Here is a 26,086-nt window from a genome sequence, read left to right as displayed (position 1 = left end):
CCGTGGATAAGGGCCGCAATTGCCGCCCGTCACGTGCAAAGCCTAGGCGCTGGCCTAGTAAACGTCGAACCTTGTGCGCGCCTGGCGCCGTTGAATCATTCGCTGACCTGGAACTCTACACGCGCCGTCTCGCCGCTCTCGTCCAAGGCGCTGAGTTCGATGCGCCCGGCCTGTTCGAAACGCACCAGCATGCTCTCCTGGCCGCGGGTTTCACCCAGCGGCTGGCCATTGACGAACCACCAGCGCTGGCCAGCGCCGCCTAACGCCGAAACATGCAGCTGCAAAGGCTCGCTGCTGGTCGCCGGGCGACGCAGGTTATCACCGGGGCGAACGCCGACGATCGACAGCGGTGGCGCGCTGGCCGGCACCTGCGGCGGGCAGGCCGGGTCGACTCGCGGCAGACGCGCTGCACGCCGCTCGACCCGGGCCAGCCAAGGTTCCAATGGGGCCGGCCAGAGGGCGATGTCTTGCGCCTTGGCTCCGGCGCAGCTGGCATCCACACGCAAGCCTTGGTCATTGACCCAGACGGTTTCGCGCAGGCTCAGGCCCAATGGCTGGTCAGCCGCCTGCAAGGTCGGCGGGGTGGTGTTGTCGAGGGTCCAGGCAAAGCGTTGGCGCCGGCAATTGGGGTCTTGCCGATTCATCGGCTGGCCCAATGGCCAGCAGATCGCGGCAACGCCCACCGACGCTGGCACCTGCTCGACTGGCGCACTGATACCTCGCTGGGCGTCGCGATTGCTCAACAGGTCATGCACTTGCAGCATCAACGGCGCCGCCGAGGCCAGGCCGAACTGGCCAGGCACCGGAGTGCCATCGGGGCGGCCAATCCACACCCCGATCAAATATCGTGGTCCTACCCCTACCGCCCAGGCATCACGAAAGCCGTAGCTGGTGCCGGTCTTCCAGGCCAGCTGCGGGCGCTGTACCAGTTCTGCGTGCGGGTCGCGGTCCGGGCGCGCCTGGCCGCTGAGAATACGCCGGATAATCCACGCCGCCCCAGGTGAGAGCAATCGGCGCTCCAGCAGAGGATCCTGCGGTTGCAGCCGAATACGCGCACTGTTCCCGGCGCGGGCCAGGGCCGCATAGCCGCCGACCAGGTCTTCCAGACGGCTGCCGGCACCGCCCAGAATCAGCGACAGGTTCGGTTCGGCCAATGGCGGCAGTATCTGCGGCATGCCGCCCATGCGCAGTTGCGCAGCGAACCGCTTAGGGCCGTAGGCCTCCAGCAATTGCACCGCCGGCAGGTTGAGCGACAGGGCCAAGGCTGAGCTGGCCGAGACCGGCCCGCTGAAGCCCATGGAGAAGTTGCCCGGACGGTAGTCGCCATAGCGGCGCGGTACGTCCTGCAACAGCGATTCGGAATGGATCAGGCCGTCATCCAAGGCCATGCCGTAAAGGAACGGCTTGAGCGTCGAGCCGGGCGAGCGCAGCGCGTGAACCATATCGACATGGCCGAAGCGGCGCTCGTCGGCGAGGTCGATTGAACCCAGGTAGGCGCGCACTGCCATGGTCTGCGAATCGACCACCAGGATCGCCGCTGAAGTGCGCTCGGGCAGCCGTGCGCGCCAGCCCAGCAGCAAATCTTCCAGGCGCCGCTGCAACGAGGCATCGACGGTGGTGCGAATCAGCGGTGGGCTGTTGGCGCTATTGAGCCTTCGCGCCAGCAGCGGAGCCAGCGCCGGTTCCTGGCGCGGCGCCAGCAGCAAGGGCTCCTCGCGTGCCTCATCGACCTGTTGCGCGGGCCACACCTGATACTCGGCCAAGCGCTGCAGGACTTTGTCGCGAGCCGCCTGGGCCCGTTGCGGATGGCGGTCTGGGCGTAACCGGCTGGGCGCCTGCGGCAATACCGCGAGCATGGCCGCCTCCGCGGGCGTGAGGTGTTTGGGTGATTTGCCCAGATACGCCCAACTGGCCGCCGCCACGCCTTGCAGGGTGCCGCCAAACGGTGCTCGATTGAGATACAGCTGGAGGATCTCGCGCTTGGACAGGTGCCACTCCAACTGCAACGTTCGCCACAACTGGCGCGACTTGCCCAGCAAGGTGCGCTCGTGCGGGTCGAGCAAACGCGCCACCTGCATCGACAAGGTGCTGCCCCCGGACACCACCCGGCCACCGCTGAGGTTAAGCCAGGCCGCGCGCACCAGCGCCAGCGGGTTGACCCCGGGGTGGCGGTAGAACCAGCGGTCTTCGTAGGTCAGCAGCGCCTGCAAATACAGCGGCGACACCTCATCGGGGCTGATGGGATAACGCCAGACGCCTTCGGCATCGGCAAAACGCCAAAGCGGCGTGCCATCTTCGGCCAGGACCACCCGCGCCAGGTCATCGGCGGGCATCGGCAATGGCCAGATACGATCGGCCAACCACAGCAGGCCCATCGCCAGCAGGCAGCCCACGACAATGCCGCGCAGTAGCCGTCCCGCACGGCTATGTGGGCGTACTAAGCTTGGCATCGGGAACCGACCTGGCCAGGTGATGGCCAAAGCCTTGGATTGATCATCAGGAAGCGATTATGCATGTAGAAGGTTTTTTCGATTGGCTGGGCCAGGCATTGGGCGCGTTGATCCGCTTTATCGTCGACGCATTGAGCGGGCTGTTCAACCTGCTGGCCAACGCCGGCGGCAACTTTATCGATGGTCTGGCGCGCACCTTGGGCATGGACACCTCGTTGGTCAGCATCCTGGCCCTGATCGTGGGCCTGTTGCTGCTGTACTCGGCGATCCGCGCGTTCATGCGCGCTTCGATCATCCTTGGGATCATCTGGTTGGTGCTGGGGTTGTGGGTGCTGAGCTGGATCATTCATTGATCCAGGATCAGAGGCATTTGTTTGGACGATTGGCGCCTCATCGCGGGGCAAGCCCGCTCCTACATGGGCCTGCGCAACCCTGAAGGAGCGGGCTTGCCCCGCGATGAGGCCAGCGGCCCCTAGCGCGCCTTGACCACCAACTCACCCTGGCTTTCGCCCACCGCCTGCACGTTCGGCCGGTACATCGACTCGACCTGCGGTGGCGGCACTCGATAGGTGCCCGGGGTTACCGCACGCGCCAGGTACAACAGGTGCGTGGTGCCGTAGCTATCGAGCTTGAGCGCCGCTACGTAGCGGTCATCACGGTATTCCTGATGCACCACGTTGGCGTTCTGCATCGACTCGCGCCACTGCTTTACCGCGCTGCTGGCGTTTTCCAGGCTGGCCGCGCTCTGGGCCAGGTTCTGGTTCTCAAGCTCCAACCCCGCAGGCAGCAGATCGACGACCAGCGCATCCGGCACCTGGCTGTGCGCCTTGAGTGCCAGATGCACCAGGACCAGATCACCGCTGCGCAGATTACGCAGGTCGAGGTACTGGCCGTTCATGCCCAGGTACTCGCGACGAATCTCCATGCCGTTGCCACTTGGCGCAGGCGCCTGGCGCGGATAACCGGACAGGGTCAGTTGCTGGTAGAGGGTCTCGCTGCCCTGGTTCTGCACCGTCAGTGGCGATGCCAGCAGAGGGCCTTCGAGCTTCATGCCAGATTCTGCGTTGTCCAGCTCACGAATCTCACCGGCACTGTCCAGACGCGCCTGCCATTTGCCTTCGGGTTTACCCAGCAGACCACGGCCAGCCAGGTACAGCGCGTTGCGCTCTTGAGTCGACAGCCAGCGATTGGCCGCCAACTCATCGGACAAGGCGAACAGACGCTGGTCGACCTGGTTACTGGCCAGGTTGTTCTCCTGCAACAACGCCAGGATCAGCGCCTGATCGCGCACCGCACTGCCATAGTCGGCCATCCAGCCGTCGCTGCGACCAATGCCCAGGCCGGCCTGCAAGGCTTGCTGCGAACGCGGCTTGTCGCCCATCTTGTCCAGCGCCACCGCCAGTTGCACCAGGGGCAGACCTGAGCGGGCGTCACTGCGGCGCTCGAACAGGCTGCGCAAGGCACCCAGTGGCGCCTGCTGACTGCGGGCCAGCACCAGCGCGGCGTAGGCCTGTACCGCAAAGCGGGTGTGCTCGGCGTTCTGGCTGTAGTTCACTTCGATCAAGTTGCGCTCTTGCAGATAACGCAGCAGGCGCTCGTTGGCTTTCTTCAGCGCTTCGGCCGGCACGCCATAACCTTGTTCGCGAGCGCGCAGCAGGAAGTCGGTGACATAGGCGGTCAGCCAGTACTCTTCCTCGCTGTCCGAACTCCACAGGCCGAAGCTGCCGTTGTAGCGCTGCATGCCCAAAAGGTGCTCGATACCCATCTCGATCTTGCGTTTGCGCACATCGGCCGGCTCGCCCTTGATGCCCAGGCGCTTGAGGCTTTCGGCGTCGGCGTAGAGCGACGGATACAGGCCGCTGGTGGTCTGCTCCAGGCAGCCATAGGGATACGCCTCAAGCGCACGGATCTGCTCGGCGAGGTTCAATGGCGGGCGGCTCGACAGGGCGAGGCTGGCTTCCAGGCCCGCTGGTTCGAACTCGGCCAGATCGCTCTCGGGCAGGCTCCAGGGTTGATCCTTGAGTGCCACCCGGTAGTGCTTGAGCATTGCCGGGTAGGCCGGGCGAATGCCCAAGGTCCATTCACGCTCGAAGGCCATGGCAGGCTCGCCTGGCAGTTGCAAGCCGTTGACCTGCACATGGACCTTGCCCTGGCCAAGGCCACCCTGGGCTTGAACCGGAATCATCAAGGTGCTGCGCTGGCCCTCGGCCAAGGTGATGTTTTGCTGATTGGCGGAAACCAGGCCGAGCTGACCTTCGGTGCTCAGTTGCACAGTCAGTTGCTGGGCGCGACCGGACAGGTTGGCCAAATCCAGCGCCAGGTTGGTGCGGTCGCCGCCGGCCAGGAAGCGTGGCGCCGACAACTCGGCGATCAGCGGCGCGGCGACCACTGTCTTGCCTTCGGCCATGCCAAAGTGCTCGTCGCTCCAGGCCTGGGCCATCAGCCGCAGCTCACCGTTGAAATCGGGGATGTCGACAGTGGCCTCGCCTTCACCCTTGTCGTTCAGGGTCACTGGCAGGCTCTGCTGAGCGACGATGGTCACCGTGGTATTGGGGCGCTTGCCGCCCTTGGCCATGCCCGCATCGCCACCGAACGCCAAACTCGCCAGACGGCCTTGGCCGGCTTCGATCAGCTGGCCGTAGATGTCCAGTTGGTCAGCACCATAGGCCTTGCGGCCGAACAGGCTGGCGAAGGGGTCTGGGGTCTTGAAGTCGGTGATATTGAGGATGCCGACATCCACCGCAGACAGCAGCACATGCACCTGCTTGGGAACGCTGCCATCGGCATTGACGGCTTTGAACTTGACCGTCAGCGGCTGCTTGGGACGCATTTTCTCTGGCGCTTGCAAGGTCACCGCCAGCTTGCGCTCGGCGCGATCGAGCGGCAGGTGCAGTACGCCAACCGCGCGCTTGGGCGTGGCATTGGCCTTGCGCTCACCGGGGCGGATCACCAGGGCGCTGATATACAGGTCGTGGCGCGCCCACTTGCTATCGAGCTTGACGTCGAAGGTCTTGCCCTCGGCAGGCACATCGATCTCTTGCCACCACAGCGGACCGTCGCTGGATTCGACCATCAGGTAACCACTGCCGGCGGCCGGTGGGGTGACGGTGACCTGGGCAGTGCCGCCATCGGCGTAGGACTTCTTGTCCAGCGCCAGCTTGACCTGGTCGGGACGTACCGCGCCGCCGTCGGCGTTGTCCTGGGCACGGTAGCCAGCCCAGAAGCGTGCGCTGGACACCAGGCCAGTCTGCGGATCTTCCACCTCGACCCGGTATGGGCCCCACTCGACCAGGAAGTTGAGCTTGGCCGTGGAGCCGGCCTTGACGCTGACGGTCTCCTCGCTCTGGGTCAGGAACTTCTCGTTGTAGTTGTAGCTCCAGCCGTCGCTGTCCGAGTAGTTCCAGTAGTAGTCACGACGCTCGCGGATCAGGCGCACCTTGAGGTTATCGACTGCGAGCTTTTTACCGTTGCGGTCGGCCACCAGCACTTCGAATTCGACTGGGCCGTCGCTGTCGGTTTCTTCCCCCTCGAACAGCCCGCGCAGGCCCGGCAGGCGCTCGGCCGGCCAGATCGGTTGTTCGAGGCGGCGGGTAATCGGCCGACCACCCGACTCTTGCAGGCTGGCCTGCACAGTCAGTTGCAGGGGCGAACGAGCCTCGGCCCAGCGGCTCTCGATGTCCACTGTTGCCTTGCCGGCCTGGTCGAGGGTGACTTCGTCCAGTTCCAGATCCTGATTGAGCTCGGTCTCGGTGACCGAACCGAACTGATAACCCGGCAACGCCGGCACTGCCTCACGCAGCGGACGCACATAGGCCTGGCCGCTCAGGCGGTTGCCGGCAGCAGGCGCGCCATAGAGGTAGCGGCCGTTGACCTGAATGTGTGCGGTTTGCTCAGGGCTCAGCGGCGTGCTGCTGCCCTTGAGTTCCAGCGCCAGACGCTCGGGCAAAAAATCCTCGACGAGAAACTCGTACACCTGCTTGCGACCACCGCCCACGTCCAGCAGCAGTTGCCAGCGACCGGTAGGCGCCTCAGTGGCCAATTGCAGCTGATATTGATAAAGGCCATTGGCATCGGCCTCCCAGACGAATTTGCGGCTGACCTGCTCATCCGGTCGGCGCACTTCCACGCTCACCGGCTGGGCCTTGATGGGCTTGCCGTCCTGATCGCGCAACAGGCCATTGAGCAATACGGTTTCACCCGGGCGATACAAATCGCGCGGGCCAAAGATGAAGAATTGCAGCGGATTGGCTTGCGGGCCGGTGATATCGAATTCAGCCAGGTCCAGGGCAGCAGTGTTCAGACGCAGCAAGGTGGTGTGGACACCTTGGGTGGCGATCAAGGTGTCGGCCTTGGCCGTGATCGGCAGTTGCGCATGGCCGTCGCTGTCGGTCTTGGCCTGGGCCAGCAACTTGCCCTTGTCATCGTGCAGTTCGAGGTTGACTGCGTTGAGCGCCTTGCCGCCTTCCAGGGCCTGGGCGAACACGTCCAGACGGTCACGGTAACGGTGCGCGGAGACGCCAATGTCACTGAGGGTGAACAGGGTCGCCGGCTGCGAGTAGTCGTAGGTGCCGGAGGCACGCATCACCGCCAGGTACACGCCTGGGTCTTGCAGTGGCTTGATCCCGGCGATGGGCAGCAACACGGTTTCACGGGTGTTGCGCGCAGGGTTGAGGTCGAAGCGGCCGCTGTACACCAGCTCGGCCATCTGCAACGTTTCCTTGGACTGGTAGTAGTACAAGCTGCTGTTACGGCCCCAGTTGACCAGGAAGGTCGAGAGCATTTCCGGCTTGATGCGGAAGAACTCGACATCGACCTTGTCGACGTTCAGGGCGATCACCGGCAGGCCTTCGGCCAAGCGGGTGGGCAGCAACGAGCCACGGCTGGCGAAGCCGATGGTCGGCTGCATGTCGCGGGTTTCCAGGCGGCTGACCGATTCGCTGGCCAGCGCGTTGCCATTGACCGCCAGCAGGCCCTTGTCGACGGTCAGGACCAGCTTGCGCTGCGGCTCAAGGTGGCGCAGGCGCAGCTCCATTTGGTTGTCCGAGAGCTCCCAGGCGCCATCGACCTTGCCTTTGACGGTATCGACCAGGTGCACCTTGGCGGCGAAGTCCTGGCTGGCATCCAGCGGAGCGGAAAAGCTGATCGACAACGCACTGGCACCGTCGACCTGGGTTTCCGAGACATCCAGTACAGTCAGCTCGCGACCGGCATAGCGTTTGGCGAGAACGGCGGGGTCTTCGCGCTTGGCCGGTTTAGCTTCGGCAGGCGCAGTGGCCGGCGGTTTTTCCGCGGGTGCAGGGGTGTCCTTGGAGGAGGAATCACAGGCACTGAGCAGGGCCAGCGCGCAGGCCAGCAACAATCCTTTGTTGAGCATGAGAGAGGGGACTCTTCGGCAGCGTGTTCGTAAGGGCACCAACTATAGCGCAACCGCGAGCGCCGTACCCGGTATGGAGCGGCAAGTGAGACCGCGTTCGCGCAGTTTGGTTGCCTGGCCGCTACAATGCCGTCGGGCAAATCCACCCCTTACCCGAAACAGTCTTACAGGCAGCTCCACTTCCAGGACTTCGCATGTTTTCTCTTATCGCCGACTGGCATGATCGCCCGAGCCACCGCAAGGTCTGGGGCCTGGCCGCGCCTATGATCCTGTCCAACATTTCGGTGCCCCTGGTCGCGCTGGTCGACAGCACCGTCATCGGCCATCTGCCGCATGCTCACCAGCTCGGCGCAGTGGCGGTGGGCGCCACCCTGTTCACCTTCATGGTCGGGCTGATGGGCTTCCTGCGCATGGGCTCCACGGGCTTCGCCGCCCAGGCTGCGGGGCGCGCCGACGGTGCAGCGTTGCGCCAGGTGCTGGTGCAAGGGCTGCTGCTGGCACTGGGCTTTGCCATCGTCATCGGCCTGCTCGCCCTGCCCTTCAACCAATTGGCGTTGCACGCCATGCAGCCGAGCACGGCGCTGCATCAATCCACCGAAGATTTTTTCCACACACGCTTGCTGGGTTTGCCGGCAGCCTTGGCCAGCTACGCCCTGGTCGGTTGGTTCCTCGGTACCCAGAACGCCCGCGCGCCGCTGGCCATCCTGCTCACCACCAACCTGCTGAACATTGCCCTGAACCTGTGGTTCGTCCTTGGCCTGGACTGGGGCGTGGTCGGTTCGGCGCGGGCCTCGGTGATCGCTGAGTGGAGTGCTGCGCTGCTGGGCCTGGCCCTTACCCGCCCGGCGTTGCGTGCCTACCCTGGGCAGATCGCCTGGGCGGCGTTGAAGCGTTGGCAGGCCTGGCGGCCGTTGCTGGCGGTCAACCGCGATATCTTTTTGCGCAGCCTGGCCTTGCAACTGGTGTTCCTGCTGCTGACGGTACAAGGCGCGCGCTTGGGCGAGGCGACAGTGGCGGCCAATGCCTTGCTGCTCAATGGGCTGATGCTGACGGCTTATGCCCTGGATGGCCTGGCCCATGCGGTCGAGGCGTTATGCGGCCACGCCATCGGCGCGCGTGATCGCCAGACCCTGCGCCGCTCGCTGGTAGTGGCGGGCGGCTGGTCGTTGATCGTGAGTATCGGCTTTGCGCTGTTGTTCCTGCTGGGCGGGCATCTGTTCATCGACTTGCAGACAGATATCCAGAGCGTACGTGCGGCGGCGTATCCGTTCTTGCCCTATCTGGCGTTGCTGCCGCTGGTGGCGGTGTGGAGTTATTTGCTCGATGGCTTGTTCATTGGCGCGACCAGGGCGCAAGAAATGCGCAATGCCATGCTGCTCAGCGTAGTGCTGGCTTGCCCATTGGCGTGGATGGCGAGCGGGTTCGGCAACCATGGATTGTGGTTGGCGTTTCTCGCCTTCATGGGGTTGCGGGCGGTGACGCTGGGGTGGTTGGGGTGGCGGTTGGAGCGGCAGGGGCAGTGGGTGCCCTGAGAGCACCCAAGCCATTGAAGCTTACGACGACAGGTAGGAAGAGCGGGTCAAGCCAAGGCGCAACGCATCCAGATACTGGGTACGCTCACGCGCAGTGATCTTGGCGCTGGCCACCTTGTCACGGTAATGCGTCATCAACTCCTCCGGCGACAAGTGCACGTAGCGCAGCATGTCTTCGATGGTGTCATGGGTCTCGATCCCGGCGTGGTACACGCTGCCATCGGCATTCTGGTAGATGTTCACCGAATCGGTGTCACCAAACAGGTTATGCATGTCGCCCAGGATCTCCTGGTAGGCACCGACCAGGAAGATCCCCAACAGGTAGTCTTCACCTTCGTTGATGCCATGCACCGGCAGGCTGGTCTCGATGCTCTGCTCATCGACGTACTGGTTGATCTTGCCATCCGAGTCGCAGGTCAGATCCTGCAGCACGGCGCGGCGCAGCGGCTCTTCGTTGAGGCGATGCAGCGGCAGAATCGGCAGCACCTGGCCAATCGCCCAGGTGTCCGGCAGGCTCTGGAACACCGAGAAGTTGCAGATGTACTTGTCGGCCAGCTTGTCGTTGAGCTCATCGAGCACTTGGCGATGCGAACGCTGGCGAGCCTTGAGCGAGTTGTGCAGGCGGCGGCATACAGCGAAGTAGCACTGCTCGGCCAGGGCTTTCTCGGCCAGGCTGATCTTGCCGTCGGCATACTGGGCGGCCACGTCACCCATGTAGTGGGTAGCGCGCCAGTAGGTCTCGGTCACCATCTCGATATCGGTCGGGCCGAGCAGGTCGACCAACCACTGCACGGTCTCCGGCAGGCTTTCCTTGTTCTCGATGGTCGGCACTTCGTCGTTGTGCTTCTCGACGTCGGTGACCTGCACCACCAGCATCGCGTGGTGCGCAGTCAGGGCGCGGCCGCTTTCCGAGAAGATGTGCGGGTGCGGCAGGCCTTGGGCATCGCAGAACTCCTTGAGCATGCCCACCACGACTGCGGCGTAATCGTCGATGTCGTAGTTGATCGAGCTGGCGTTGCGCGAGTGAGTGCCGTCGTAGTCGACCCCCAGGCCGCCACCGACGTCGATGTGATCGACCGGCAGGCCCAAGGCGCGCAGCTCGCCGTAGTAGCGGATAGCTTCCTTGAAGCCGTGCTGGTAGTCCGCCAGGTTGGCGATCTGCGAGCCCATGTGGAAGTGCAGCAGGCGAATGCCCTGGTCCAGGCCGGCGCCACGGAAGCGCTCGACCACCGAGATCAGCTGGGCCGCAGACAGACCGAACTTGGACTTCTCGCCACCGGTATCGGCCCACTTGCTCGACGCCAGCGACGACAGGCGCACGCGCAGGCCGACCTGCGGCTTGACCTTCAGATCAGCGGCTTCCTCGATCACCAGGGCGACTTCGGATTCTTTCTCGATGACGATGAACACGTTGTGGCCAAGCTTCTGGCCCATCAGCGCCAGGCGAATGAACTCGCGGTCCTTGTAACCGTTGCAAACAATGGTGCCGCCTTTGGGCGCCAGCGCCAGCACGGCCAGCAGCTCGGGCTTGGAGCCGGCTTCCAGGCCAATCGAGACGTTCTGGGTGGCGATGATGTTTTCCACCACCGCTTCTTGCTGGTTGACCTTGATCGGGTACAGGGCGGTGTACTGGCTCTGGTACTCCAGGCGCGCGATGTTGGCGTCGAAGGCGCCGGTCAGCTGGCGCACGCGGTCCTGCAAAATGTCGGGGAAGCGCACCAGCAGCGGCAGCGACAGGCCGCTCTGGCGCAACTCGTCGACCTGCTCGAACAGGTCGATCGGCGCGCTGTTGGGGCCATTGGGGCGCACTTCGACGCGCCCGGCTTCATTGATGGCGAAATACCCTGCGCCCCAATGGCGGATGCCATAAACACTGCGGCTATCGGCCACGGTCCACTGGCTACCATCGTCTTTGCGTGTGCGTCGTACGGACATTCAAGTCCCCTGTAGAAAAGTCGAAGACACTGCCCTACCGAAAGGGCGCTGGCAGTGTAGAAACTGAAAATGACGGTTCGTCCATGTCCAGGGATAGACCCTGACTACGGAAACGAGTTTAGAAAGCCCTGGGGAAAATGCGTCCAGGCGGATCAACCGCCGGATTTTTTCGCCTTGAAGCCCAGCTTGGTCAGCTCGCCGAGCAGCAGCTCGACGTGGTCGCCCTGAATCTCGATGACCCCATCCTTCAGCGCTCCGCCCGTGCCACAGCGACGCTTGAGGTTGGTGGCCAGCTCCTTGAGCTGTTCGAGGGCCAGCGGTACGCCGCTGACCGTAGTCACGGTCTTGCCGCCGCGGCCTTTGCTTTCGCGGCGCACGCGGGCGATCCCGTCACCTTCGGGGATGACGTGCTGCTTGCAGATGCAGGCATCCGCCGGCTTGCCGCACGCTGGGCAATGCCGACCGGCATCGGTGGAATACACGAGACCGCCAAGGGCGGAGAAGGAAGAAGCTTTCTTGGCCACTTTTGTTCCTCTTGCTGAGGACAAAAACTGGTCGACGCCATTGCCTGGAACCGACCGCGAAGCCCCACTCTGGCAGGGGCGGCGCTACTGACGCAGATCTTGCGACAGCCCGAAAAGGGCGCGCAGTGTAACGATAAATGCGCCGGTTGCTAAGTACTGGAATGCGCCATTTTACGAAGCATTCGCGACGTCAGGCCAAGCGCTGCCGGTAGCGCTGCAACGCGGCCAGAGAATCCGGGCAATACGCCAGCTGCTGCTGATCGAGCTCGACCTGTTCGAGGCTGGCAAAGCGGGCCTCGATGACTTCTTCAGGTTGCAGCCGCAGCGGGCCATCCCAGACCGCCGAGAACACCGCACACCAGAGCCGGTTACCCGGCTGGTCAAAGAAGAACTTCTCGTGAAACCGCAACTCGACGCCGCAAACGCCAAGCTCTTCTTCAAGCTCCCTGGCCGCCGACTCGGCATAGCTCTCATCGGCCGCGACCATGCCACCTGCCGCTACGTCCCAATACCCCGGGTACACGGCTTTACTCAACGAACGGCGGTTGATGCACAGCTCGCCGGCACTGTTGAACAGCAGAATGAAGGTGCCACGACCGATCAAGCCACGCTCGCGCAACTCGGCCCGGGGCAGTGCCCCGAGCAGTTGGTCGGCGGCATCGACCCAGGCAATCTGCTCAAGGTCGGAGGCCGCGCGGTGGGCGGCCTCGGCTGGGGTGATGGGCATACTCAGCCTTGCGACAGCAGCTGGCGCAGGTCGATCACAGCGGCGTTGGCGCGGGAAATATAGTTGGCCATCACCAACGAGTGGTTGGCCCACATGCCAAAGCCGCTGCCATTGAGCACCATCGGGCTCCACAGCGCTTCCTGCGAGGCTTCCAGCTCACGAATGATCTGGCGCACGCTGACCGTGGCGTTCTTCTTCGCCAGCACGTCGGCAAAGTCGACCTCGATCGCACGCAGCAGGTGCGACAGCGCCCAGGCCTGGCCACGGGCTTCGTAGAACACGTTGTCGATTTGCAGCCACGGCGTCTCGACCAGCTCCTCATCGAGCTGCGGCGCTTGGCCGGCAACCACCGTTTCAGTCTTCAGGGTGCTGTTGAGCTTGACCCGGCCAACACTGGCCGACAGGCGCTGGGACAGCGAGCCCAGACGCGTGGCGACGTCGCCCAGCCAGTTGTTCAGGTTGTCGGCACGGGTGTAGAAGATCGCGCCCTGGTCACCAGCGGCCAGGCGCGCCTGATAGCGGTTCAGCGACTTGATGCCTTCTTCGAACTCCGATTCGCTCGACGGCAGGATCCAGCTCTTGTTGTCGAAGTTGAAGCGCGGCTCGGCCTTGGCCAGGTCAGCATCCTCGGTGGACTGCGACTGCGAACGGGCGAAGTCCTTGCGCAGCGCACGCGACAGGTCACGCACCTGGACCAGCACGCCATATTCCCAGCTCGGCATGTTGTCCATCCACAAGCCTGGTGGGAAGCGATCGTTGGAAATGTAGCCACCGGGCTTGTCGAGCAGCGTGCCGGCGACAGTCTTGAGGGTTTCGATGGTGGTGTAGCCGACGACCATCTTGTGGCCAGTGCGCTCGGAGGCAGCCTGGGCATTTTGCTGCACCGGGAACAACTCCGGCTCCTGGCTCCAGTACCAACCCAGGCCGATGCATACCAGCAGGTACAGCCCGATCAGGGTGCCCAGGGCACGGCTCCAAAGGCCACCAAGGTAGCTACGAGTAGCGGCGCCACGGGTGTCGGCCCGCTCGCGGGGCTCAGCTTTGGCCTCGCGGTTTTTCCAGTCCAGCATGGCTTTGTCCTTAATTTGTCACGACGGTTGAGGGCTTGGACCTCAGGTCTGCCCCAGGGTGCCACGGCAAGCCCGCGTCGCAGCACTATAAAGCAGACACCGCCTTACGCATAAGCGACCAATCGGTCAGCAACTGAATAAGCAGACTTGAACGCTTTGTTGACACGAAGCACTCGCTTGTCGGAAAAGCGGTGCTAGCATAGAGCCATCATCGCACCTGCATATTCCCAATCTATAAGTAGTCAGGACATGACCCAGCCAGCAGAGCCCAGCCACGAGCGCCTCAAGCAGCACTTCGCCCAGCGGGTCATCCACCAGGCCCGACAGATCCTCGAGATCTGGCAGCGCCTGCAACGTGGCGAGTGGTCAGCGAGCGACCTGGGCGAGCTGAGTGAGGCCAACCTGCGCCTGCAACGGTACGCCGAGCGCTTCGAACAGCCCGAGCATGGCAGCCTGTCGGTGGCGATCGGGCAGACCTTGCGCGCCATCGAAGCCAACAGTGCGCGACTCAACTCCGAGTCGATCGCTGAGCTCAACCGCTTGATGCAGCGCCTGTCGCGCACCGGCCTGCGCAAAGGTGATCAGCTCGATAACGTGCCGCTGCCCCCCCTGCGCAAGCCGGTATATATCCTGCTGCAAGATCACGATCGCGCCGAGCGCCTGGCCCAGCAGCTGGAATTCTTTGGCCTGGGCGTGCAGGCCTTGTTCAGCGCCGAGGCGTTCTGCTCGTCGATGAATGAACGGCTGCCTGCGGCAATCGTGATGGACGTCGACTTCAGCGGCCCAGGTTGCGGCTTGCAGCTAGCGGCCAAGGCCCAGCAGGGCCTGGAGCAGCACATCCCGCTGCTGTTCTTCAGCCTGCACGAAACCGACACCCCTACCCGCCTGGCCGCGGTGCGCGCCGGTGGCCAGGAGTTTCTCACCGGCACCCTGGAAGCCTCCAGCCTGCTGGAGAAAGTCGAACTGCTGACCAGCGCCGCCCAGTACGACCCGTTTCGGGTGCTGATCATCGACGATTCGCGCGCCCAGGCCATGCACACCGAACGCCTGCTCAACGGCGCCGGAATGATCACCCGTACGCTCACCGAACCGATCCGCACCATGGCCGAGCTTGCCGATTTTCAGCCCGACCTGATCATCCTCGATATGTACATGCCCGACTGCACCGGCACTGAGCTGGCTAAAGTGATACGCCACAACGACCGCTATGTCAGTGTGCCGATCATCTACCTGTCGGCCGAGGATGACCTGGACAAGCAGCTCGATGCCATGAGCGAAGGCGGCGATGACTTCCTGACCAAGCCGATCCGCTCGCGCCACCTGATCACCACCGTGCGCAACCGCGCCGCCCGTGCGCGCCATCTCAAGGCGCGGATGGTTCGTGACAGCCTGACTGGGTTGTACAACCACACTCATATTCTCCAACTGCTGGAGGACTGCAGTTTTCGCGCCCGCCGCGAAGAACTACCGCTGAGCTTTGCCATGCTCGATATCGACCACTTCAAGAAGATCAACGACCGCCACGGCCATCCCATGGGCGATCGGGTGATCAAGAGCCTGGCGTTGTTTCTTAAGCAACGGTTGCGCAAGACCGACTATATCGGCCGCTATGGCGGTGAAGAGTTCGCCATTGTCATGCCCAATACCCACCTGGCGGCAGCGCATAAGGTGCTCGACGAAATTCGTCGGCGGTTCTCCGAGATTCTCTATCCAGCCCAGCCGCAGGACCTGCATTGCACATTCAGCGCTGGGGTGGTGCAACTGGATGAACAGCATGATGCGCTGACCATGGCCAGTGCCGCAGACGAGGCGCTGTACCGAGCCAAACATGCGGGCCGTAACTGTGTGGTGCGAGTGGAGCCGTAGCGCCATCGCCTTAGCGCCCCGGCGCCCCAACAAACCGTTCAGCGCCCAGATAAAGGCACATAGCCACTTTTTTATGGCGCCACCCCTCCGCCGTCATCACCGCGTCACAAAATCGCAATAACTTCAGGCACCTACCTCTCCACTCCCGCCGGAAGTTCGCGCCATGCGCCTGAAGTGGCTGACCAATTTCAATACCCTCTTGCTGGTAACCGTGTGCATTGCCCTGGGCGCAACCTTGTGGTGGTCGCAACGCGCTCTCGAGCGTCCCTATCAATTGATGGAGCGCTACCTGGGCCTGTCGCAGCAGTTCCAGAACCAAGCCGCACGCAACATCCAGGCGTATCTGGCCAGTGGCGACGCCCTGCGCCACGCAGCCGCCACCGAAGCCAACCAACAATTACACCAGGCGCTAGCTCAATGGCCGCAACCACTGGCAGAACAACTGCGGCCGAGCCTGGATAACTTGCAGGCCTTCACCACTAACGAGCTGCTTGCCGCCGGCAAGCTTGCAGGCGATCCGCAAGCCCTGCTGCTGCAAGCCGAACGTGAGCTGGGGGCCAACCTCGAACAACTGGCGAGCTACGCCCGTGACAGCGGCAGCAGCGATGCTCCCCGCTATCTTGCTCCCGTGCTGGACGCCGCCGTGCACCTGGGGCGCTTGTCACTGGCACGCGACAAACTGGTCAGCAGCGGCCGAGCAGAGCTGGCCGACGAAGTCGAGCGTGAACTGCAGCTGATCCGCACCCAGGCCGAGGCGATCGACGCCCTACCGCTGCTCGGCGTGACCCGCGCTGCCGAGTCCAACGCCGACGACTTCGCCGCGCTGATGGGCCTGCAAACCCGGGCCAGCGAGCAACAGGAAGACGTTGCCGTAGGCCTCAAGCGCGAGCTACAGAGCCTGCTCAGTCGTTATCCTGGCGAACTGCAACGCACCCGCGCACAGATCCAGCGCCGCGCAGCCTTGGCCACCAGCACCGGCGAACGCCTGGATGCTGTGCAACAGGCCATCGCGGCCCTAGAGCCGCAGGTACGTGCGCAACATGGCCAGATCGCCAGCGAGGTGCGCATCATCCAAGGCCTGATGATCGGCCTGATCCTGCTGATCGCGCTGCTCATCGACACCCTCCAGCGCCGCCTCACCCGCACCCTGACCCACCTGGCGCCAGCGCTGTCACGCTGGGCCGAGGGCGACTTCGGCCAAGCCATTGCATTGGGTAAGACCAACCGTGAACTGCACGATATCCAGGAGTCGCTCAACCGCCTGCGCCTGTACCTGGTCGAGCTGGTCGGCACCCTGCGCGCCAACGCCGAACAAGTGGCCGGCAGCAGCCATGCCCTGGCCAGCATGAGCAGCGCCCTGCACGATGGCGCCGAGCGCCAGGCCGGCGACACTGCGCAGATCCGCGATGCCCTGGGCGAGCTGGAAGCGACCATTCAACAGGTGGCGGGGGACGCCAGCTCCGCCGCCGATGCCAGCCACGATGCCGGGCGCGCCGTCGAGCATGGCCAGGCGGTGATTGGCCAAAGCCTTTCCGGGTTACGTGCCTTGGTCGATGAAGTGCAGGGCAATGCGCAGATGATCGAGCAACTGGCCGAAGAGTCGGCGACCATCGGCGGCGTCCTGACAGTGATTCGCTCGATTGCCGAACAAACCAATCTGCTCGCCCTCAACGCCGCCATCGAAGCCGCTCGTGCGGGTGAGATGGGCCGCGGCTTTGCCGTGGTGGCCGACGAGGTGCGCTCGCTGGCCCAGCGCACCACCGGCGCTACCGGTGAGATCCAGGCGCTGATCGACCGGCTGCAACAGGCTGCGCGCGAATCGGTCAATGGTATGCGCATCCAGCTTGAGCATGCCGAGGCGACCGCCAGCCAGGCGCAGGCCGCCGACGGCGCCTTGGATGAGATTGTCAGTGCGATTCGAACCATCTCCGATACCGCCGTGCGAATTGCCGATGTCACCGCCCAGCAGACAGGGGCGGTGAGCGAAATCCGGGATCACAGTGAGCGAATCCATGAGCTGGGCGAAGACAATCTGCAGCGCATTGGCGAAGGCCGCGAGCAGGGTGAGCAACTGCTCAAGCTGGGTGGGCAGCTCAATAGCGCGGTGCGAGCGTTCAGGCTCTGAGGGGGCGTCGCCCGTACCGACGCTATCGCGGGGCAAGCCCGCTCCCACGCCGAGCGCCTTGCAAGGGGTTACACGTGGGAGCGGGCTTGCCCCGCGATAGCGATGGTCCAGGCAGCACAACCCCAGCGGCCATGTGTCGCGCCACAGCCTGGTACAGCCCCAATCAAGAGCAACTCCGCTATCATGCCCCCACGTTCCACCTCGCGAGTCCGCCATGCGCCGCCTGTTTTTCCTGCTGTTCCTGCTGCTGGCCAGCCCCGCCTTCGCCAGCGGCCTGCTCGATAACCGCCCCAGCGCCACCCTCGGCGCGTCTTCGCTGAGCAACAGCGCCGACTTCCTGCCGGTGCACGAGGCCTTCAAGCTCAGCCTGGTCAGTAGCGACGCGCACACCATCAAGCTGCGTTTCGTTGCCAGCGACGGCTACTACCTCTATCGCCACCGCTTCCAGTTCCGCAGCGAGCCGGCCGACATCGCCCTGGGCGCAGCGCAGATCCCGCCTGGCGAGGCCAAGCACGACGAGTTCTTCGGCGATGTCGAGGTGTATCACGGTGTCCTCGACATCACCCTCCCACGCCCAGCCGCCGATCAACGTTCCTTCACCTTACTGGTGGGCTACCAGGGCTGCGCCGACAAGGGTTTGTGCTATCCGCCGGAAACCGCGCGACTGCCAATCACTGGCGAAGGTGGCGTAGCACCTGACTCAGCTGAAGCAGGCTGGAATTGGAAATCGCTGTTGCTGTTCTTCCTCGCCGGGGTCGGCCTGACCTTCACCCCCTGCGTATTGCCGATGCTGCCAATCCTCTCTGGGGTGGTCCTGCGCGGTCAGGTGGGCGGATGGCGTGGCCTGAGCCTGTCGCTGGCCTATGTGCTGCCGATGGCCGCCTGCTTCGCCGTGCTCGGTGCACTGATGGGCGTCTTCGGTGCCAGCCTGAACCTGCAGGCGCGCCTGCAATCGGCCTGGGTACTGGTGCCGTTTGCGCTGTTCTTCGTGATCTTCGCCCTGGCCATGTTCGGCTTATTCGAGCTGAAGCTGCCGCAAGCCTTGAGCAATCGCCTGGACAGCGTCGCCAACCGCACCAAAGGTGGCTCGCTGGTGGGCGCGGCGGTGCTCGGGGTACTCTCCAGCCTGCTGGTTTCGCCTTGCGTCTCGGCGCCGCTGGCCGGCGCCCTGCTGTATATCAGCGCCAGTGGCGATGCGCTGGGCGGTGCCTTGAAGCTGTTCGCCCTGGGCCTGGGCATGGGTGCGCCACTGTTGCTGGTGGCGACCGGCGGTGCAGCCTGGCTGCCCAAGAGCGGTGCTTGGCTCAATACCGTCAAGAACGCGATCGGCGTACTGCTGCTGGGCCTGGCGATCGGTCTGCTCAGCCGAGTCTTGCCAGGCCCTGTGACGCTGCTGCTGATTGGTCTGCTGGCGGCAGGCGTGGCGCTGTTCCTTGGCGCATTGGAGTTTGTCATCAAAACGCCCCGGGAACGTCTGGCGCAACTGCTGGGCCTGGGCCTGCTGGTGTATGCGCTGGCCTGCTGGTACGGCGCCATGAGCGGCCAGGGCGATCCGCTGCGGCCACTGCCGCAAGGCGCGGTGGCGACAAGCGCAGGCACATCGGTGAGCAAGACCGATGCCTGGCAGACCATCACCACCCCCGCAGCGCTGGATGCGGCCTTGGCTCAGGCCAAGGCCGCAGGCCAGCCGGTGCTGCTCGACTGGTACGCCGACTGGTGCATCAGCTGCAAGGTGATCGAGCACGAAGTGCTCAGCGCACCCCAGGTGCAAGCTCAGCTGGGCACCTTCAAATTGCTGCGTTTCGATATCACCGAAAGCAACGCCGAGCAGCGCAGTCTGCTCGACCGTTACCAGCTGTTCGGCCCGCCAGCACTGCTGTTCTTTGCCGCGAACGGCAGCGAAATGACCAGCGATCGGGTCATTGGCGAAATAAACGCCGGCGAATTTGCAGACATTCTCACGCGCGTGCGCGGCAAACTCGGTCTATAACTTCCCGCTGACTGGGACTTTTCTCTGCATAGGTGACCAAAATTAATTATTTGGTCACATACTTTGCGCGAATCTCGGACATCGTGCTGGCTATTGCAGGGAACTGGACACTCGTGGTCGCTTTGCGGCATAGTCGCCGCGCATGTCGAATTGCCCTACAAGACCAAGGAACCCGCAGATGGCAACCCTACTGGTGCTGCATGGCCCCAACCTCAACCTGCTCGGTACCCGCGAGCCAGGTCACTATGGTGCCGCCACCCTCGCCCAGATCAACCAGGACCTGGAGCAGCGTGCCCGCGCCGCAGGCCACCATCTGCAGTACCTGCAGAGCAATGCCGAATACGAACTGATCGACCGTATCCACGCCGCGCGTAACGAAGGCGTCGACTTCATCCTGATCAATCCGGCTGCTTTCACCCACACCAGCGTCGCATTACGTGACGCATTGCTGGCAGTGAGCATCCCATTCATCGAAGTGCACCTGTCCAACGTGCACAAGCGTGAACCGTTCCGTCATCACTCCTACTTTTCCGATGTTGCTGTAGGGGTGATCTGCGGCTTGGGCGCCACCGGTTACCGGTTGGCCCTGGAGTCTGCGCTGGAACACTTGGCTGCCAACGCACAGCCCTGATGACACAAGGCCTTGGCCCTTTTGGGCCGAGGTCATAGAGAAACGTTTTCGACACGTTTTCAAATTACGTCCCCGACCGAACCTTGGGAGTTGCTGATTAATGGATATCCGTAAAGTCAAAAAACTGATCGAACTGCTGGAAGAGTCCGGCATCGACGAACTGGAGATCAAGGAAGGCGAAGAGTCCGTTCGCATCAGCCGTCACAGCAAGACCCCAGCTGCCCAGCAGTACTTCGCTCCACAACCGATGCACGCAGCGCCCGTCGCCGCCGCTCCAGTTGCAGCCGCGCCAGTGGCTGAAGCCGCTGCCGCCGCACCTGCACTGAAAGGCACCGTGGTCCGTTCGCCGATGGTAGGTACCTTCTACCGCAAGCCTTCGCCGACCTCGCCGAACTTCGCTGAAGTCGGTCAGAGCATCAAGAAGGGCGACACCCTGTGCATCGTCGAAGCGATGAAGATGATGAACCACATCGAAGCCGAAATCGGCGGTGTCATCGACGCCATCCTGGTAGAAGACGGTCAGCCGGTTGAGTTCGACCAGCCGCTGTTCACCATCGTTTGATTCGCGGAGAGCCAACGATGTCTGGGAAGCTGGAAAAAGTCCTGATCGCCAACCGTGGGGAAATTGCCCTGCGGATCCTGCGTGCCTGCAAAGAGCTGGGCATCAAGACCGTCGCCGTGCACTCCACGGCTGACCGCGAACTGATGCACCTGGGCCTGGCAGACGAGTCGGTCTGCATTGGTCCTGCTTCGTCCAAAGATTCCTACCTGCACATCCCGGCGATCATCGCTGCCGCCGAAGTGACAGGCGCTACCGCAATCCACCCTGGCTATGGCTTCCTCGCGGAAAACGCCGACTTCGCCGAGCAAGTGGAGAAATCCGGTTTCGCCTTCATTGGCCCGAAAGCCGACACCATTCGCCTGATGGGCGACAAGGTTTCGGCCAAGGACGCGATGATCAAGACCGGCGTGCCAACCGTACCGGGTTCTGACGGCCCACTGCCGGAAGACGAAGAAACCGCCCTGGCGATCGCCCGCGAAGTCGGTTATCCGGTGATCATCAAGGCCGCCGGCGGCGGCGGTGGTCGCGGTATGCGCGTGGTGCACAAGGAAGAGGATCTGATCTCCTCGGCCAAACTGACCCGTACCGAAGCCGGTGCAGCCTTCGGCAACCCGATGGTCTACCTGGAGAAGTTCCTGACCAACCCACGTCACGTGGAAGTTCAGGTGCTGTCCGACGGCCAAGGCAATGCCATCCACCTGGGCGATCGCGACTGCTCCCTGCAGCGCCGTCACCAGAAGGTGCTGGAAGAGGCTCCGGCCCCAGGCATCGATGAGCAGGCCCGCCAGGAAGTCTTCAAGCGTTGCGTCGATGCCTGCATCGAGATCGGCTACCGTGGCGCTGGCACCTTCGAGTTCCTCTACGAGAACGGTCGTTTCTACTTCATCGAGATGAACACCCGTGTTCAGGTGGAGCACCCGGTTTCGGAGATGGTCACCGGTATCGACATCGTCAAGGAGATGCTCAGCATCGCCGCTGGCAACAAGCTGTCGTTCACCCAGGAAGACGTGGTGATCCGCGGTCACTCGCTGGAGTGCCGGATCAACGCCGAAGACCCGAAGAAGTTCATCCCAAGCCCAGGTACCGTCAAGCACTTCCATGCCCCAGGTGGCAATGGCGTGCGGGTCGATTCGCACCTGTACAGCGGCTATTCGGTTCCGCCGAACTATGACTCGCTGATCGGCAAGCTGATCACCTACGGCAAGGATCGCGACGAGGCCATGGCGCGCATGCGCAATGCCCTGGACGAGATCGTCGTCGACGGCATCAAGACCAACATCCCTCTGCACCGCGACCTGGTGCGTGATGAAGGTTTCTGCAAAGGTGGCGTCAACATCCATTACCTCGAGCACAAACTGGCTAACCAGGATTGATCTTGAGCTAATGCTGTCCACTTAAGGCTCTTGTCGCCTGCTTTGGGGCCGCTTTGCGCCCCTTCGCGGCGCCCCTTCGCGGGCAAGCCCGCTCCCACAGGTACGGCGCCGCTCTGACGGTCGGCGCCGTACCTGTGGGAGCGGGCTTGTCGGGGCGCCGAGCCGCCGCGAAGGGGCGCAAAGCGGCCCCAAAATCTTAAGTGAACAGCATTATTCGCCGTGGTTGCACGGCGCATTTCCTCGAATTAGTAGCCTCTCTACACAGCCTTCAGGACGTCTGACGCTCATAGCGGCAGCGGCTTGAGCCAGAACGACATGATCTTGGCCGATTCCGCCTGCTCATCCAGATCGCGCCAGGCGTGTGAGCTGCGCAAGGATGGCTCGTGGAGAAACCCCCGGTTGCGCCAGAACCCGTGCAGTGGCTTGTAGTCCGTCGGCCTTAGTGGATGACCATTCGGGCGCTCCACCGTGCAGAACGTGCAATAGTCGAATTCAGCCAGCTTGTGCGCATAAGACTCGCGCTCGATGAAAAAGCGCACCCCCAGGCCCCGGCCTCGATAGGCGGGCAGCAACACCGACTCAGCAAAGTAATAAACGCCCGCCGGATCTCGCCCCTGAGCCAGGAACGGCTGCTGCAACTGGCTCGATCCATCGACCAGCGGTAGACCAAGCGAGGCACCGACCAGCTTGCCATCGTCCAGTGCCAGGACCACCAGACTACGCCCAGAGCGCGCGTAATTGGCCAGGTAGTCGGCCTCAGACTCCAGGGAGCCATCATAGAGGTAGGGAAATTCGCGAAACACCGTCAGGCGCAGGCGAGCGAGGTCATCGATGTAAGGCGCAATCGCGGCGCCGTGCAGCAGGCGGATTTCCATGCGGGGCGGTCGTTTTGTCGATGTGGATGACGTACTCGGCTAAGCCGGGCCTGAGTCAAGACCCTATCATCGCTTGCATGCCCCCTCCTTTCCCGAACACGACAGGAACATTGCCATGACCGCTACTGAACTGGTCAACGCCTACTACCGCGCCCTCAACGCCAAGGACCTACCAGCCTTGCTCGCCCTGCTCAGCGAAGATGTGATCCATGACATCAACCAAGGCGAGCGGCAGATGGGCAAGCGAGCGTTTGCCGCGTTCATGGACAACTTCAACCACTGCTATAACGAGCGCTTGGCCGATCTGGTGGTCATGGAAAATGCCGAGGGCACTCGCGCAGCGGCCGAATTTACCGTGCATGGGACCTATCTTGCCGATGCCCCTGGGTTGCCCTCAGCCAAAGGGCAGACGTACGTGCTATCGGCTGGGGCGTTCTTCTATATTCATTGCGGCAAGATTGCCCGGGTAAGTCATTACTCCAACCTCAATGATTGGCTTGAGCAAGTGGTGTGAGGCCTGGCCCGCGCTGTAGCCCGCGTGCTGTTGATTCAAGGCGCGCCAGAGCCAAATCGGCATCTGCCTGGTGCGCCATCATCCACTCTGCCACTACCAGCAAATCGCACAAACCCCACGCACTCAAGTAAACTGCACCCCTTCGCGCAGCCCAGTGCTGCCCCCAACTCGATTCATCAAAGGTACCCGCCATGCCCTGGCTGCAAGTACGCCTGGCCATCAGCCCAGAACAAGCCGAAACCTACGAAGATGCCCTGCTGGAAGTGGGTGCTGTCTCGGTGACTTTCATGGACGCCGAGGACCAGCCGATCTTCGAGCCGGACCTCAACACCACCCCGCTGTGGTCGCACACCCACCTTTTGGCCTTGTTCGAAGCCGATGCCGAGCCTGAGCAGGTATTCGCCCACCTGCGCCTGCTGACCAACGCCGAACTGCCCGAGCACCACGCCGAGGTGATCGAGGATCAGGACTGGGAACGCAGCTGGATGGACAATTTCCAGCCGATGCGCTTTGGCCGTCGTCTGTGGATCGTGCCGAGCTGGCATGAAGCGCCGGAAAAAGATGCGGTGAACCTGCTGCTCGATCCGGGCCTGGCCTTCGGTACCGGCACCCACCCGACCACCGCGCTGTGCCTGGAATGGCTCGATGGCCAACAGCTCCAGGACAGCCAAGTGCTGGACTTCGGTTGCGGCTCGGGCATTCTGGCCATCGCCGCGCTGCTGCTCGGCGCCCGCGAAGCGGTCGGCACCGACATCGACGTACAGGCGCTGGAAGCCTCGCGCGACAACGCCGGGCGCAACGGCATAGGCGCAGAGCGCTTCCCGCTGTACCTGCCGGAACACATGCCGGCCATGCAGGCCGACGTGCTGGTCGCCAATATTCTCGCAGGCCCATTGGTTTCGCTGGCCCCGCAATTGTCCGGACTGGTTCGCCCCGGTGGCCTGCTGGCGCTGTCGGGGATCCTCGCCGAACAAGGTGAGGAAGTCGCCGCAGCCTACGCCAAGGACTTCGACCTGGATCCGATCGCTGAACGCGACGGTTGGGTACGCATCAGTGGTCGCCGTCGCTCGGCCGGCCTAGAATAATTCCTTGCACAACCCCCGGATTGCCGCATGACCGACAGTTTCGTCACCCAGTGCCCGCATTGCCAGACCAGCTTTCGCGTCACTCATCATCAGTTGAGCGTGGCCCGTGGGGTGGTTCGTTGCGGCCAGTGCCTACAGGTGTTCAACGCCGCCAAGCAGTTGCTTGAGCAGAACCGCGCCGGCACTGCCCAGCCCGCTCCGGCGACGGCCGTCGCGCCGATCCCTGAAGCTGTCGCAGCGCCAGCACCAGCGCCAGCACCAGCGCCGGTCCAAGCGCCACCCCCCGACAACTGGGCGGCCACCTCGCAAGCCCTGGATGATCTCGACCTGGACCAGGCGCTGGCTCATCTGGAGCGCCGTGACCAGCCGGTAGAAAGCCAGGCCGAAGGCCGCAACGATGCGTTGCAAGCCCGGCGTGACGATCACAGCCTGGACGACCACCACGACCAGCCGTTCGGCAATGCCACCGACGAGCCCGCGCAAGAGCTCCCGGCGCTGCTCGAGCCACAGCCGCCGTTGATCGAGGCACAACCACTGGACCTGGAACCGGCCCCCGGCGAGCGCACCGAGCCAACGCTAAGCCTGGACCTGCAAGCCGACGACGAACCGGTTCGCCAGCAACCGACCATTGCCCTGGACCAGCCCGAGCCTGAACTGCATCAGCACGACCGGCTGGCCGCGCGCGATGACGACGAGCTGACGGAAAAAGGCATATCCGCGCTCGACGACGAAATGCGCAGCGAGCACCTCTCGGCCCATGCCGACGACGACCTCGACCCCGCCCGCAACGAACGCATCGAACCCGGCCTCAGTGCCCGCGCCACGCGGCGCAAAGAGCCATTGATCGATGTGGTCGACGACCCCTTGCAACTGGACTGGCAAAAACCCCAGGCCAATTGGGCCAAGCGCCTGCTGTGGGGCACCCTGACCTTGCTCGCTGCCGGGCTGCTGGCGTTCCAGTATGTGTGGTTTCATTTCGACGAGATGGCCCGTCAGGATCAGTACCGCCCGTGGTTCCAGCAGCTGTGTCCGCTGGTCGGCTGCCAAGTACCCACCCGGGTCGATATCGCCCGGATCAAGAGCAGTAACCTGGTAGTACGCAGCCACCCGGACTTCAAAGGTGCCCTGATCGTCGATGCAATCATTTACAACCGCGCGCCATTCTCCCAGCCCTTCCCGCTGCTGGAGCTGCGCTTCGCCGACCTCAACGGTCAATTGATTGCCAGCCGTCGCTTCAAACCCAGCGAATACCTTTCCGGCGAATTGGCCGGTCGCGGCGAAATGCCCAGCCAGACGCCCATCCACATCGCCCTGGATATCCTCGACCCAGGCCCGAAGGCGGTGAACTACAGCCTCAGCTTCCGCTCTCCGGAATAACCACCCCACCCGGTCGCCGGTTTACCGGCGCCGGAGGGCTGTCCCAAACCCAGGGGCATAAGGCCGCAGCTGTTCA

Annotated in this window: 17 protein-coding genes and 1 pseudogene; 11 read left to right on the top strand and 7 right to left on the bottom strand. The window is 63.4% G+C overall.

Translation table 11 applies throughout. From position 1 onward, the window contains the following. Window positions 1-95: 95 nt before the first annotated feature. Window positions 96-2,450, bottom strand: a complete 2,355-nt coding sequence (pbpC, locus tag OIU19_RS14485; RefSeq protein ID WP_264235572.1) for a peptidoglycan glycosyltransferase PbpC — start codon at window positions 2,448-2,450, stop codon at window positions 96-98. Window positions 2,451-2,509: 59 nt separating this feature from the next. Here pbpC and OIU19_RS14480 point away from each other — a divergent pair, with 59 nt between their 5' ends. Further along, window positions 2,510-2,803: a hypothetical protein gene (locus OIU19_RS14480; protein ID WP_186555523.1), complete on the top strand. Its 294-nt coding sequence runs from the start codon at window positions 2,510-2,512 to the stop codon at window positions 2,801-2,803. Window positions 2,804-2,922: 119 nt separating this feature from the next. On the opposite strand, the gene OIU19_RS14475 is transcribed toward OIU19_RS14480, so the two are convergent. Continuing rightward, entirely contained in the window at window positions 2,923-7,824 is a 4,902-nt protein-coding gene (locus OIU19_RS14475) for an alpha-2-macroglobulin (RefSeq protein ID WP_264235571.1), read from the bottom strand. A gap of 194 nt (window positions 7,825-8,018) precedes the next feature. Here OIU19_RS14475 and OIU19_RS14470 point away from each other — a divergent pair, with 194 nt between their 5' ends. Then, entirely contained in the window at window positions 8,019-9,356 is a 1,338-nt protein-coding gene (locus OIU19_RS14470) for an MATE family efflux transporter (RefSeq protein ID WP_264235569.1), read from the top strand. 21 nt (window positions 9,357-9,377) lie between these two features. Here the strand turns inward: OIU19_RS14470 and speA are convergent, their stop codons facing one another. From speA to OIU19_RS14450, 4 genes are all read right to left on the bottom strand, one after another. Next, a complete protein-coding gene (speA, locus tag OIU19_RS14465; protein ID WP_264235567.1) occupies window positions 9,378-11,291 on the bottom strand; it encodes an arginine decarboxylase in 1,914 nt (637 codons plus the stop codon). Window positions 11,292-11,443: 152 nt separating this feature from the next. Further along, entirely contained in the window at window positions 11,444-11,815 is a 372-nt protein-coding gene (locus OIU19_RS14460) for a translation initiation factor Sui1 (RefSeq protein WP_186555527.1), read from the bottom strand. A gap of 190 nt (window positions 11,816-12,005) precedes the next feature. Further along, window positions 12,006-12,542 carry an NUDIX hydrolase gene (locus tag OIU19_RS14455; RefSeq protein WP_264235565.1) on the bottom strand — a complete coding sequence of 179 codons (537 nt, stop codon included), beginning with the start codon at window positions 12,540-12,542 and terminating at the stop codon, window positions 12,006-12,008. Between the two features lie 2 nt (window positions 12,543-12,544). After that, the gene (locus tag OIU19_RS14450; RefSeq protein ID WP_186555529.1) at window positions 12,545-13,612 is read right to left on the bottom strand and encodes a DUF2333 family protein; all 1,068 of its coding nucleotides are present in this window, start codon (window positions 13,610-13,612) and stop codon (window positions 12,545-12,547) included. 249 nt (window positions 13,613-13,861) lie between these two features. Here OIU19_RS14450 and OIU19_RS14445 point away from each other — a divergent pair, with 249 nt between their 5' ends. The 6 genes and pseudogenes from OIU19_RS14445 (at window position 13,862) to accC (ending at window position 22,159) form a co-directional block, all read left to right on the top strand. Next, on the top strand, window positions 13,862-15,478 hold the full coding sequence (locus OIU19_RS14445) for a PleD family two-component system response regulator (protein ID WP_264235564.1): 1,617 nt from the start codon (window positions 13,862-13,864) through the stop codon (window positions 15,476-15,478). Window positions 15,479-17,087: 1,609 nt separating this feature from the next. Next, window positions 17,088-17,603: pseudogene (locus OIU19_RS14440) on the top strand (methyl-accepting chemotaxis protein); the annotation flags it as partial. A gap of 214 nt (window positions 17,604-17,817) precedes the next feature. Continuing rightward, window positions 17,818-19,593, top strand: a complete 1,776-nt coding sequence (locus OIU19_RS14435; RefSeq protein ID WP_264235562.1) for a protein-disulfide reductase DsbD — start codon at window positions 17,818-17,820, stop codon at window positions 19,591-19,593. 178 nt (window positions 19,594-19,771) lie between these two features. Beyond that, window positions 19,772-20,224, top strand: a complete 453-nt coding sequence (gene aroQ, locus OIU19_RS14430; protein WP_011535870.1) for a type II 3-dehydroquinate dehydratase — start codon at window positions 19,772-19,774, stop codon at window positions 20,222-20,224. A 100-nt stretch (window positions 20,225-20,324) separates the two neighbouring features. Continuing rightward, window positions 20,325-20,786, top strand: a complete 462-nt coding sequence (gene accB / locus OIU19_RS14425) for an acetyl-CoA carboxylase biotin carboxyl carrier protein (RefSeq protein WP_186555533.1) — start codon at window positions 20,325-20,327, stop codon at window positions 20,784-20,786. A gap of 17 nt (window positions 20,787-20,803) precedes the next feature. Beyond that, a complete protein-coding gene (gene accC, locus OIU19_RS14420; RefSeq protein ID WP_186555534.1) occupies window positions 20,804-22,159 on the top strand; it encodes an acetyl-CoA carboxylase biotin carboxylase subunit in 1,356 nt (451 codons plus the stop codon). A 284-nt stretch (window positions 22,160-22,443) separates the two neighbouring features. Here accC and OIU19_RS14415 read toward each other — a convergent pair whose 3' ends face one another. Continuing rightward, window positions 22,444-23,034, bottom strand: coding sequence for a GNAT family N-acetyltransferase (locus OIU19_RS14415; protein ID WP_264235561.1), 591 nt, complete (start codon window positions 23,032-23,034; stop codon window positions 22,444-22,446). A 115-nt stretch (window positions 23,035-23,149) separates the two neighbouring features. On the opposite strand from OIU19_RS14415, the gene OIU19_RS14410 reads away from it, so the two are divergent. From OIU19_RS14410 to OIU19_RS14400, 3 genes are all read left to right on the top strand, one after another. Then, complete coding sequence (locus OIU19_RS14410; protein WP_264235560.1) at window positions 23,150-23,548, top strand: ketosteroid isomerase-related protein; 399 nt, start codon at window positions 23,150-23,152, stop codon at window positions 23,546-23,548. 191 nt (window positions 23,549-23,739) lie between these two features. Continuing rightward, window positions 23,740-24,633: a 50S ribosomal protein L11 methyltransferase gene (prmA, locus tag OIU19_RS14405; RefSeq protein WP_264235559.1), complete on the top strand. Its 894-nt coding sequence runs from the start codon at window positions 23,740-23,742 to the stop codon at window positions 24,631-24,633. A 27-nt stretch (window positions 24,634-24,660) separates the two neighbouring features. Beyond that, window positions 24,661-26,010 carry a DUF3426 domain-containing protein gene (locus tag OIU19_RS14400; RefSeq protein ID WP_264235558.1) on the top strand — a complete coding sequence of 450 codons (1,350 nt, stop codon included), beginning with the start codon at window positions 24,661-24,663 and terminating at the stop codon, window positions 26,008-26,010. Window positions 26,011-26,086 lie beyond the last annotated feature (76 nt).

The sequence above is a fragment of the Pseudomonas sp. BT-42-2 genome, assembly GCF_025847435.2.
GTDB classification, from domain to species: Bacteria; Pseudomonadota; Gammaproteobacteria; order Pseudomonadales; family Pseudomonadaceae; genus Aquipseudomonas; species Aquipseudomonas urmiensis.
The sequence above is the reverse complement of the archived record's forward strand: the minus strand, read 5'-3'. Positions and strand labels throughout refer to the sequence as shown.

Excerpts from the sequence above, each read along its gene's own strand:
- OIU19_RS14480 (WP_186555523.1), top strand. The coding sequence starts at position 2,510 with ATGCATGTAGAAGGTTTTTTCGATTGGCTGGGCCAGGCATTGGGCGCG.
- OIU19_RS14415 (WP_264235561.1), bottom strand. The coding sequence starts at position 23,034 with ATGGAAATCCGCCTGCTGCACGGCGCCGCGATTGCGCCTTACATCGAT.
- OIU19_RS14435 (WP_264235562.1), top strand. The coding sequence starts at position 17,818 with ATGCGCCGCCTGTTTTTCCTGCTGTTCCTGCTGCTGGCCAGCCCCGCC.
- pbpC (WP_264235572.1), bottom strand. The coding sequence starts at position 2,450 with ATGCCAAGCTTAGTACGCCCACATAGCCGTGCGGGACGGCTACTGCGC.
- OIU19_RS14470 (WP_264235569.1), top strand. The coding sequence starts at position 8,019 with ATGTTTTCTCTTATCGCCGACTGGCATGATCGCCCGAGCCACCGCAAG.
- speA (WP_264235567.1), bottom strand. The coding sequence starts at position 11,291 with ATGTCCGTACGACGCACACGCAAAGACGATGGTAGCCAGTGGACCGTG.
- OIU19_RS14445 (WP_264235564.1), top strand. The coding sequence starts at position 13,862 with ATGACCCAGCCAGCAGAGCCCAGCCACGAGCGCCTCAAGCAGCACTTC.
- accB (WP_186555533.1), top strand. The coding sequence starts at position 20,325 with ATGGATATCCGTAAAGTCAAAAAACTGATCGAACTGCTGGAAGAGTCC.
- OIU19_RS14475 (WP_264235571.1), bottom strand. The coding sequence starts at position 7,824 with ATGCTCAACAAAGGATTGTTGCTGGCCTGCGCGCTGGCCCTGCTCAGT.
- OIU19_RS14455 (WP_264235565.1), bottom strand. The coding sequence starts at position 12,542 with ATGCCCATCACCCCAGCCGAGGCCGCCCACCGCGCGGCCTCCGACCTT.
- OIU19_RS14410 (WP_264235560.1), top strand. The coding sequence starts at position 23,150 with ATGACCGCTACTGAACTGGTCAACGCCTACTACCGCGCCCTCAACGCC.
- OIU19_RS14450 (WP_186555529.1), bottom strand. The coding sequence starts at position 13,612 with ATGCTGGACTGGAAAAACCGCGAGGCCAAAGCTGAGCCCCGCGAGCGG.
- OIU19_RS14400 (WP_264235558.1), top strand. The coding sequence starts at position 24,661 with ATGACCGACAGTTTCGTCACCCAGTGCCCGCATTGCCAGACCAGCTTT.
- aroQ (WP_011535870.1), top strand. The coding sequence starts at position 19,772 with ATGGCAACCCTACTGGTGCTGCATGGCCCCAACCTCAACCTGCTCGGT.
- prmA (WP_264235559.1), top strand. The coding sequence starts at position 23,740 with ATGCCCTGGCTGCAAGTACGCCTGGCCATCAGCCCAGAACAAGCCGAA.
- accC (WP_186555534.1), top strand. The coding sequence starts at position 20,804 with ATGTCTGGGAAGCTGGAAAAAGTCCTGATCGCCAACCGTGGGGAAATT.